Here is a 9768-nt window from a genome sequence, read left to right as displayed (position 1 = left end):
GTCGTGGGGCCTCTACATCACCATGTTCATGTTCTTCGTGGGGCTTTCGGCGGGCGGCCTCATCGTGGCTTCGTCGGCCAGCGTGTTCCACATCGACAAGTACAAGCAGGTGGCGCTGCCGGCGGTCATCCTGTCCACGGTGTGCATCTGCTGCGCGGGCATGTTCGTGCTCATTGACCTGGGCGGCATCCAACGCGTGTGGCGCATCCTGACCGGGGCGAACTTCACCAGCCCGCTGGTGTGGGACATGTGCGTGATCACCATCTACCTGGTCATCAACGTGGTGTACCTGGCGTTCATGTATAAGGATGGCACCAACTCGCGCCGCATCTCCATCGTGTCGCGCTTCGCGCTGCCGGTGGCCATCCTCGTGCACAGCGTGACGGCGTGGATCTTCGGCCTGGAGATTGCCAAGGAGGGTTGGAACTCGGCCATCATGGCGCCCATCTTCGTGGCCAGCGCCATGGATTCGGGCTTGGGGCTTTTGCTGGTGTGCCTCATCGGTTTGGACAAGGCCAAGATCATCGAGTTCCCGCGCGCGCTTATGAAGTCGCTGGCCGGGCTGTTTGCCACCTGCATAGCCGTGGACGCGTTCTTCATCTTCTGCGAGCTTCTGACCATGGGCTACAATGGTGGCTCGGGTGCGCAGACGCTCTCTATCATGCTGACGGGTCAAACCGCGCCGTTTTTCTGGTTCGAGGCGGTGTTCGGTTTGGTGGTGCCGTTCTGCCTGATGGTGTTTCAGAAGGCGCGCGAACGCGCCGGGCTGGTGGCGCTGTCGGGCGTGCTGGTGATCTTGGGCGTGCTGTGCAAGCGCGTGTGGCTGTTGTTCACGTCGTTCGCCGAGTTCAACGTGGCGGGCGCGCCGGGTGTTTCGCTTGGCACGCAGGCGGCGCAGCAGGGCGGTGTTGACATGTGGGCGCTTGGTGGCGTATACCTGCCTACGGCCTACGAGATGGCGATAGTGCTGGGCGTGATGTGCTTGGGTGCGCTGGCGTTCCTGGTGCTGGTTGATCGGCTGGTCGGCACCAAGGTGGCCGCGGCGGCGTAGGCAATGGAGCGGCGGGGCGCAGCGAGCAGTGGGGTGCTGCAAGCAAAAGCGGCTGCGTCCCGCCGCGATGCGATGTGCGAGAGGGTGACCACGATGGACAAGGCAGCGCGCGAGGAGTTGGCGCAAGCGTATGCGTTTTTAGGAAACTCCCTGTTGAAGCCCATGACGCAGACGGCAACCGTGGGTATTGACCCTGCGTTTTGGGAAGCGTTTCCCACGTTCGACGACGAAGGAATAGCGTGTGCCGTGCAGGCGTGCGCCGAGTTCGCGCGCACCTGCGCACCGGACGATCCGACGGCGGTGGCTGTGGAGCACACCCGCCTTTTTGTGGGGCCGCCCTCTCCCGCGGCACCCCCGTGGGAAACCTTCTACCGTGCTGAAAACGTAACCGTAGGCTTTGGCCAGGCAACGTTTGAGATGCGCGAAGTGCTGCGCACCCTTGGCTTAGAGGTGCGCAACGAAAACAACCAGTACGAGGACCATATCGGTATCGAGCTTCTGTGCCTGTCCGAAATCTGCCGCCGGCGGGGGGAAGGCGCGGAAGGTACCGGTAGCGCGGAAGGTACCAACGACACGGGCGCGGCAACCCCTCCCTCCGAGGCCCGCTTCCTTGACGAGCATCTTCTCAACTGGTTGCCAGCTTTCCGCACGACCGTAGCGAAAACCGCCCCGGGCGGTTATCACGACCACCTGCTTGCCGTAGCGGAAGCCCTCACTTCTTGGCACCGCCGGGAACTGGAGGGCTAACCGCCCATGTAACCCTGGGCGGCTCGTGTTTCATCGTGTATATTTGCAGGTTGCTGAAATGTTTTACCTCCGTGCATATCTCACCGAGCGGCCTGATCCGGTTTTGAAAATGGCGTTTTTTTCGAGCAAGTCATTGAGTACTCGTATTGCTTTATCTTTGGACATACCTGTTGCTTCGGATATTTCGGCACGGGAAAAGGAGGTTCCCTTCGTCAAGGCATTCAACATGAGTCTTTCGTTGTCTGAAAAGATATTCTCTTCATCAATAGGTAAAGTTACAGTAATCGACGACGGCGTAATAGCAAACGTCGGCGATGCAATCATGGCCGCATACGCTTCCAGAATACGCGGAATACCTGTACCGAATCGCTCGATATAACCCAGGCGGTAGAAAACGTTTGCCAGTACGGGGTTCCTAGCAATAGAGGGACCGCCCGCCCTATAAGCCTCCTCGCTCAGATCCTCCGGGAGGCTTCCAGGAGAGCTTACCTCAATGCGGCTTTCAAACATACTGATTTTGATGCTAGCTGGTACATCCCATCGACGATGCACGAGTGCGTTCGCAACCGCTTCTCGAAATGCCTCTCGGGGGATGAGACATTTCGAAATTCGCTTCGCACCTTCTATAACTTCGTAGGAATAATACTCGTCAAAGGCGGCCATTGCTTCGCTCATCTGAGTTAAGAGAGAAGATTTCTCTATGGTGCGCCGAGAGAGAATGATGTTGATGGAAGGTCCAAAACGGGCAATATCTATACCGGGGAAGTGGTTTTCGTCCGCCAAGAGAGCGGCGGCGTTGTTGAATAGTCCGCTTGAATTCGCTAATTCAAGCGAGATAAGGGCGTTTTTGTCGAGCGCGTCCAAGCCTATTTTTCGTCGGAGTTCGCGTTCGAGGATCTTAAACGAAAGGTCCTGATCGTTTGACATAACGGCATCGAAGGTGGTGTTCGTGCCAAGAAGCACCAAGCGCCTGAGTTCAAGAGGGCCTACTTCGACTGTGGAGGAATCGGCTCTGCGATACGCCTTGCCTTTATACAGATAGGGTTTTTCCGGTCCCTCCTGCACAGTAAGAGTGATTACTCTTGTGTCGCCATCGACGTTCAAAGAGAAAAGAGGAACGGGGTTCAAAGAATCGTTAATCTCGTTTTCGATCCTTAAACAGGCTGCTGCTGGATCAGCTATGCCGAGGACTGCTCCGTCATCAGCTACGCCGAATAGCACTTCGCCTGTTCCGTAGTTCGCGAAAGCGCTTACCGTTTTAAGGTAGGTTCTCGAAACTTCGCGCTTGTATTCGAGGTTGGTTGTCTCTCTCATCTGAGCCACTCTTTCGTTGTGTTGTTGCAACGATTATACAACGAAAACTTTTTTCGACGCATTCATTTTGCAACGAAAACTACTTTCGTTGCAAAAGTGGTGCAACGAAAGGACGTTTATGGTTCGGTGCTCCGAATGCGCTGCGCGCTCACTCCCTCTCACTCCGAATCTCCGCGCGAACGCTCCGGATGCGGGATGCTTCTAGTATTATGAACACGGCGCGCTGCATGCGCCCGCTGTGCGGACGACTTGGAGAAAGGGACGGCCATGGAGCAGTACAAGCAGGAGTTCATCGAGTTCATGGTGGAAAGCCAGGTGCTCAAATTCGGCGACTTCACGCTGAAAAGCGGCCGCAAGTCCCCCTTCTTCATGAACGCGGGCGCCTACGTGACGGGCGATCAGCTGCATCGTTTGGGCCTGTATTACGCGCGCGCCATCCATGACAACTTCGGATTGGACTTCGACGTGGTGTTCGGTCCGGCGTACAAGGGCATCCCGCTGTCGGTGGTCACGGCCATAGGACTCCACGAACTGTACGGCAAGGAGGCGCGTTACTGCTCCAACCGCAAGGAGGTCAAAGACCACGGCGCGGACGCGGGCAACCTGCTGGGAAGCGATCTGCGCGACGGCGACCGCGTGATCATGGTGGAGGACGTGACCACGTCCGGCAAGTCCATCGACGAGACGTACCCCGTCCTGAAAGGCGCGGCCGACGTGGACGTGAAGGGCCTGATCGTGTCGCTCAACCGCATGGAGGTGGGCAAGGGCGGCGTGGTGACGGCGCAGCAGGAGGTGCAGGAGAAGTACGGTTTTCCGGTGGCGTCCATCGTGTCCATGGCCGAGGTGACCGAGTACCTGCATAACCGCGAGGTGCAGGGCCGCGTGGTCATTGATGACGAAACGAAAGCCGCCATCGACCAGTACTACGCCCAGTACGGCGCAAAGTAGGCGACGGGCATGGAACGCGGGCGCATCGGTATCATCTTCGATTGCGATGGGACGCTGCTCGACTCGATGACGGTGTGGCGCGAGCTGGAGTCCGAGCTGGCGCGCCGTGCGGGCGTGGAGCTTTCCAAGGAGGATGTGGACACCCTGACCACGTTGACCATTCCCGAGTGCGCGGCGTTTTTCCATGGACGCTTCGGATTGGGGGCCTCGGACGCGGACGTGGCGGGCATGATCGACGCGTTCATGATGGAGTTCTACGCCGAGCGTGCCGAGGAGCGCCCCGGCGCGCTCGCGTTTGTGGAACAGCTGGCCGAGCGCGGCGTGCGTATGAGCGTGGCCTCGTCCAGCCCGAAGGCGTATTTGGAAGCCGGCCTGGCCCGATGCGGATTTGCGCGGCATCTTGACGCCATCGTGTCGGTGGACGAGGCGGGGGCGTCCAAGCGCGAGCCTGCCGTGTGGGATCTGGCCCGCACGATCATGGGAACGCCGCGCGCGACCACGTGGGGCATGGAAGACTCGGTGTACGCCGTGCGCACGCTGCGCGCGGCGGGGTACCGCACCCTCGGCATCTACGACTGCGACGTGTCGGGCACCCATGAGGAGCTGCGCGAAGCGTGCGACCACGTCGTCTGCACCTTTGCCGAGCTGGACGCAGATGAGTTCCTCACCTGGAACGAACCGCCGGTTTGATGGGGCGGCTGTTGGCAGGCCTTGGGCGTGGCGCCCTGTAGCTTCCTGCGGCCGCATCAAGCGAGCAGGCGATCTAGACGAGGTGCGTACGGTGACGGTTCGCGGCGTTCCCGTCGCGAAGGTCGCTTTTCGTTGCGAATACCTGAGCATCGAGAAAAATTCGCTTCGAGCGGTGAGATATTGCCGCAGCAAAGGCGGCGTGATGATCGCTTCTGAGATTCGCTGCGGCCTTGCGGCTTGCACGGGTTTGCGTCCTTGCGCGGGCCGCAGTCTTGACTCTCCGCACGATTCGTTCTGTCGACGGCGAAAGCGCTGGTCATGCGTTCGGTCCGTATCGGGTCTGCCGATTGCGTTCTTGCGTCGTTGCTTCGGCCGTGCTGGCTAAACCGAGGCATGCGCGCTTGCTTGTGCTTGCTCGTGCGCGGCCTTACGGTAAGGAATTCAAGAATTTCCTTACCGTTGCGTTTTCCAAAGCCGACCCTAGCGCCGCTGAGGCGCTCTTGCGTTCGGAAACGGTAGACGATATCGTCAACTTTGCGAATCCGTTACCGTAAGGAGGACTGTCGGCCGAAACCGAAGCCGAAACCGAAGCCAAGCCGGAGTCGGCTGCCGAATCCGAAGCCGGTTGCCGGAGTTGGAGTCGATTGCCGGGGTGGGTTGCCGAAGCCGAAGCCAAAGCCAAAGCCGGCTGCCGAAGTCAAAGCCGGACGAGGATCGGCCTCCGGGCATCGCCGGGGCCTCGAGTCCGGCCGTTCCCTCCGCTGACAGGTTGCGGGGAATGGGGTAGCATGGACGCAATCGATCGCCGATTCGGAAGGAGAGCGACCAACATGGCGAAACTTGAGGCGGGAATGACGCGCGATGGGGCGTTCGCGCTGTTGAAAGAGCACAACAAAGATCCGTTCCACATCGAGCATGGCGAGACGGTGGAACAGACCATGCGCTACTTCGCGCGCGAGTTCGACCCGGAGAACGAGGAGTTCTGGGGTATCGTCGGGCTGCTGCACGACCTCGACTGGGAAGAGCACGACGACGAACCCGAGAAGCACACGCTGTACGCCACGCCGCTCATCGAAGCCGCCGGCGGCACGCCCGAGCTTGTCCGCGCCATCCAGAGCCACACGTCGGATTTCAACACCGATCTGCCCAAACCGGAGCTTCAGATGGAGAAGGTCCTGTTCGCCACCGAGGAGCTTACGGGCCTCATCGGCGCGGCCGTGGTCATGCGACCCAGCAAGAGCGTCATGGACTTCGAAGTGAAGTCACTCAAGAAGAAGTTCAAAGACAAGCGTTTCGCCGCCGGCGTCAACCGCGACGTCATCAGGAGCGGCGCCGAGATGCTCGGCTGGGAGCTTGACGAGCTGTTCGCCCGCACCATCGAGGCCATGCGGTCCTTCGCTCCCGACAAGGACACGTTTCAAGCGGAAGCGTCGGCCGAGTAGGGGAGGCGCTCCTCTCCTCGGCTGGTGACGCGCAGGCGCGGGCGATGCCGCGCCTGAAGCGCGCCCCAGATCGCGTGGCACGGAAGGCGGGCAATCGTCCCCCGCGCCGTGCCGCATGCCACGTGCCACGCCCGCCCCGTCGCGCCACGCCCCGCGCCACGCCCGCCCCGTCACGCCGGAAGGCCCCGCCGCAGCTTGCGCGCGGCGGGGCCTTCGCCCAAGGGGAGGGAAAGCGGCGCTCAAGGGCGCGCCGGTCGAATCAGCTTTCCGCAGCGCAGTTCTTGCCGGCGAAATAGCCGTGGCATGCCGCGTACGCATTGCACAGGCCGGGAATCACGTTCTGATATCCGCTTCCCATGCGCCAGCCCACGCAGTTGCCGGCGGCGTACAGTCCCGGTATGACGTTCCATTCGCCGTCTACCACCTGCAGCTTGTTGTTCACCTTAACGCCGCTGCTCATTCCATAGAAATGGTAGTTTTCCTTGAACGCCTTGTAAGGGGGCACGTTCACCGGATTGAGATGCCAGGGCGCCTTGCCGAAGTCATCGTCTCGGCCCTGCTCGCACAGTTGGTTGTAGCGTTCGACCGTCTCCGCCAGCACGATGGGGTCGATGTCTATCTTCTCAGCCAGCTCTTCGATGGTGTCCGCCTCGTAGTGCTCCGAATTTGCGGCTATGGCGTCCATCGTCTCGCGGTTCATGCCCGGTATGGGCAGAAGCGGCGGCATGTCGAAGTCGTCCGATCCGAGGATTTGCCACACGTAGTTGCTGTGGTCGGGCTGCTCCATGATGTGGAAGCTGGTGGAAAGCGACGATATGCACTCGTTCATGAAGCGCCTGCCCTGCGTGTTGACGGCAAGCGGCGCCGCGAACGAGTAGCTGTCCACCGACCATGCCTGGTAAGAGGGGTCGATCTCCTCCATGATGGCCCCCGCCCAGCACATCATTCGGTGCCCGATGCCGTCGTCCATGACCTCGTCGGTGGTCACAGGGGCAGTGGCGGACGCCTTTGCGTTGTAGGCGTTGTAGCGCTTCACGAACTCGGCCATCGAGGGGTAGCAGAAGTGATCGACCATCGCCGCGTTGCCGCCGTACGATCCGGCGCACATGATGACGCCCTTCGCGGCCTGGTAGTGCACGTAGTTGCCGTCTTCGTCGGTGGCGATAAGGCCGGTTACCCTGCCGTCCTCATCCTGGACGAGCTTTCGCGCGCACGTGTTGAACGAGATGGTCCCTCCGTGCTCGGTGATCCAGTCGTGGAACGTGTAGACGAACCGCTCCAGGCTGTCGTTGCCCTCGGGGTCGAAATCCACGTGGAACTGCGACTCGTACTGGTCGAGGTCACGCTCGTCGAGCGGCTCTCCCAAGCTGATCGTGCCGGGCAGGCCGGCAGGCTGCAGGACGTTCTCCTCCAGCTCGTCCAAGATCTCCCCGCTGTGGTACGCCCACAGGGCCACCAGGCTTGTATCCACGCGCAGGTTGCCCTCGTTCACCACCTTGTGCATCATCACCTGGGCATCGTGGAGGGGCTGGCCTCCTTCCTGCTGATAACGCGAGTCGAAGAACCCTATGCCGCTGCCGCTGATGTGCGGTGCTCCGTTGCGCTCGATCATGATCACGCTCGCACCGCCTTGGATGGCGGAGTAGGCCGACAGCACGCCTGCGAGGGCCGATCCAACCACGATCACGTCGGCTTCCTGCGTGCTCGCGCAATCCTCTGCTTCGATGTCGGGCGCGGATCCCAGCCAGTCGGTTGCCGATTGGCCGGGATCCTCTGCAGCGTCCTCCGGGCTTTTCGGCTGCGCGCAGCCTGCGAGCGATCCGGCTGCCAAAGCCCCTGTTGCGATCAAGGATCCCTTCAAAAACGACCGGCGGTTGATGGCGGTGCCCATATTCGTCCCCTTTCCTTTTCATGGACAATGCGCTTTGAGGGTACCGCCGACGGCGCATGCGTCGCCACACCCTTGCAAAGGGTTGTTCGGCAATGCGGATACCCCCGGATTGGGGGTTCTTCTCCGCGATGCCGAAATCAAGCGCCCGACGCTTGCGCGGTCGTTTCCCGTGTGCAATAGTGGGGGGCGACGTACAAGAGTTGGGAGGGCTTGAAGTGCGTTCTGCGGCGGCAAAGAGGGTCCGTTTCGATGCCAAGTTTCTTTTGTACCTTGCAGGCACGGGGGCATGGCTTTCGTTCACCACGTTCAGCGGGTCGTCGTATTCGGCGGCGTTTTCGGGTGACGACTTCCTTGCGCGCATCGTGCAAACCGCGTGCTTCTCCCTTTCGTTTTTCGTCATATGTTGGCTGGATTGCAGGAAAGGCCCGTTTCGACGCTATGCCTTGGTGATTGCGGTGACGGCTTCGTTCGTTCTGGCTTTTGCGGCGCATGCGGTTTGCCGTGCGTTCGGGTTGCCAGCCGGCGTCCTTTACGTGCCGGCGGCTTTTCTGGCGTTTGGAAGCGCATGCGGGTACTGCCAATGGCTCCGAATACTGGCGGACCAGGAGTTCAGGCGGGCGCAATGGTTGCTGGCCCTGGGTTCGATGGTCCTCATTGCCGTCATGTTCGGTTACGAGCTTCTTTCCGACCCTCTGCGGGACGTTGTCACGTTCGGCGCGCTCGCTCCCTTGAGCGTCGCTCTTCTTGCGGCAAACGTTCGCGTCCATTCGTTTGGAGGCGGGACGCCATCCCGGCATGTTTCGGCGCATCAGCTTCGTCTGGCGGCGAAGGACGTTTCGCTGCCCATTGTGTGCGCGATGGCCCTTGTGTTGATAACGCCCATCGCCAGCGTTGCATTCGGCAGCCCGGAAGGCGACGACGGTTTCGGCGGGCTGCTGCTTCCCATCGCCCACGCCGCCTCGCTGGCGTTGCTCATGGCGGTGTGGTTCGGATTGAAGAAGAGCGTGACGCTGCCGAGGTTCTACTGCGTGTTCCTTCCCATCTTCGCCAGCCTCGCCTTCTTGCTCCCCCTGCTCGATCCTTCTCAGACGTGGATCATCCTCTTCGTGGGGAACGCGTGCTTCTTCTTCGTGTCGGTCCTCATGGTGACCACGTGTTTGGAGCTGGCGCAAAGAAGCGGGGTTTCAGCGGTGTCGCTGTACGGGCTGTTCGCGGGCTGCGTGTATCTGTCGAACGTTGTTCAGCTTGGGCTGGAGCACCTGTCTCGGGCGGGAGTGCTTCACTTCGAGTCCTACGCAGCCGCCCTCGTGCTTTTGTACGTGTTGGTGATCCCGGCGTTCTTCATTGTGACGGTGGGCAGGAGCAAGCGGCTCAGGGTGCGCTCGGACAAGCGAGTTGCCGGTGCGGAGTCGGGCGAGGAACGCGTCGAGGGACCGGGCGGGGTCCTGTCCGACACAGAGCGCGCCTGCGCGCTTGTCGCCGAGGAGCACGCTTTGTCCGCCCGGCAGGCGGAGGTGCTCGCGCTGCTCGCGCTAGGCCGCGACGTGACGCATATTGCGAACACCCTCTACCTTTCTCCCAACACCGTCCGGTCGTATAGAAAGACCCTGTACGCAGCGCGCGGCGTTCACGGCAAGCAGGAGCTTATCGACATGGTGGAAGAGCGGCGCAAGGCGCTCCTCTCC

8 protein-coding genes are annotated in these 9768 nt (G+C 61.0%); 6 read left to right on the top strand and 2 right to left on the bottom strand.

Annotated features, from left to right (window positions below):
• Both nrfD and ACWKY3_RS10220 read left to right on the top strand, forming a co-directional pair.
• The coding region (gene nrfD / locus ACWKY3_RS10225; protein ID WP_449316305.1) for an NrfD/PsrC family molybdoenzyme membrane anchor subunit at positions 1 to 1051 on the top strand (1051 nt) is incomplete at its 5' end.
• Between the two features lie 93 nt (positions 1052 to 1144).
• A complete protein-coding gene (locus ACWKY3_RS10220; RefSeq protein ID WP_449316304.1) occupies positions 1145 to 1798 on the top strand; it encodes a TorD/DmsD family molecular chaperone in 654 nt (217 codons plus the stop codon).
• A gap of 63 nt (positions 1799 to 1861) precedes the next feature.
• Here the strand turns inward: ACWKY3_RS10220 and ACWKY3_RS10215 are convergent, their stop codons facing one another.
• Positions 1862 to 3112 carry an ATP-binding protein gene (locus ACWKY3_RS10215; protein WP_449316303.1) on the bottom strand — a complete coding sequence of 417 codons (1251 nt, stop codon included), beginning with the start codon at positions 3110 to 3112 and terminating at the stop codon, positions 1862 to 1864.
• A gap of 267 nt (positions 3113 to 3379) precedes the next feature.
• Between ACWKY3_RS10215 and pyrE the strand changes: the two genes are divergently transcribed.
• From pyrE to ACWKY3_RS10200, 3 genes are all read left to right on the top strand, one after another.
• Entirely contained in the window at positions 3380 to 4060 is a 681-nt protein-coding gene (gene pyrE / locus ACWKY3_RS10210; protein WP_449316302.1) for an orotate phosphoribosyltransferase, read from the top strand.
• Positions 4061 to 4069: 9 nt separating this feature from the next.
• Positions 4070 to 4750 carry an HAD family hydrolase gene (locus tag ACWKY3_RS10205; RefSeq protein WP_449316301.1) on the top strand — a complete coding sequence of 227 codons (681 nt, stop codon included), beginning with the start codon at positions 4070 to 4072 and terminating at the stop codon, positions 4748 to 4750.
• An 830-nt stretch (positions 4751 to 5580) separates the two neighbouring features.
• Complete coding sequence (locus tag ACWKY3_RS10200) at positions 5581 to 6192, top strand: HD family phosphohydrolase (RefSeq protein WP_449316300.1); 612 nt, start codon at positions 5581 to 5583, stop codon at positions 6190 to 6192.
• Positions 6193 to 6451: 259 nt separating this feature from the next.
• Here the strand turns inward: ACWKY3_RS10200 and ACWKY3_RS10195 are convergent, their stop codons facing one another.
• Entirely contained in the window at positions 6452 to 8083 is a 1632-nt protein-coding gene (locus ACWKY3_RS10195) for an FAD-dependent oxidoreductase (RefSeq protein ID WP_449316299.1), read from the bottom strand.
• Positions 8084 to 8298: 215 nt separating this feature from the next.
• On the opposite strand from ACWKY3_RS10195, the gene ACWKY3_RS10190 reads away from it, so the two are divergent.
• A partial coding sequence (locus ACWKY3_RS10190) for a response regulator transcription factor (protein ID WP_449316298.1) occupies positions 8299 to 9768 on the top strand: 1470 nt, incomplete at its 3' end.

Source organism: Rubneribacter sp. (assembly GCF_965361815.1).
This window is presented reverse-complemented; position numbering and strand designations above follow the sequence as displayed.

Bases quoted from the DNA above. Each gene is read 5' to 3' on its own strand.
- ACWKY3_RS10205 (WP_449316301.1), top strand. From the start codon at position 4,070: ATGGAACGCGGGCGCATCGGTATCATCTTCGATTGCGATGGGACGCTG.
- ACWKY3_RS10200 (WP_449316300.1), top strand. From the start codon at position 5,581: ATGGCGAAACTTGAGGCGGGAATGACGCGCGATGGGGCGTTCGCGCTG.
- ACWKY3_RS10195 (WP_449316299.1), bottom strand. From the start codon at position 8,083: ATGGGCACCGCCATCAACCGCCGGTCGTTTTTGAAGGGATCCTTGATC.
- ACWKY3_RS10215 (WP_449316303.1), bottom strand. From the start codon at position 3,112: ATGAGAGAGACAACCAACCTCGAATACAAGCGCGAAGTTTCGAGAACC.
- ACWKY3_RS10220 (WP_449316304.1), top strand. From the start codon at position 1,145: ATGGACAAGGCAGCGCGCGAGGAGTTGGCGCAAGCGTATGCGTTTTTA.
- pyrE (WP_449316302.1), top strand. From the start codon at position 3,380: ATGGAGCAGTACAAGCAGGAGTTCATCGAGTTCATGGTGGAAAGCCAG.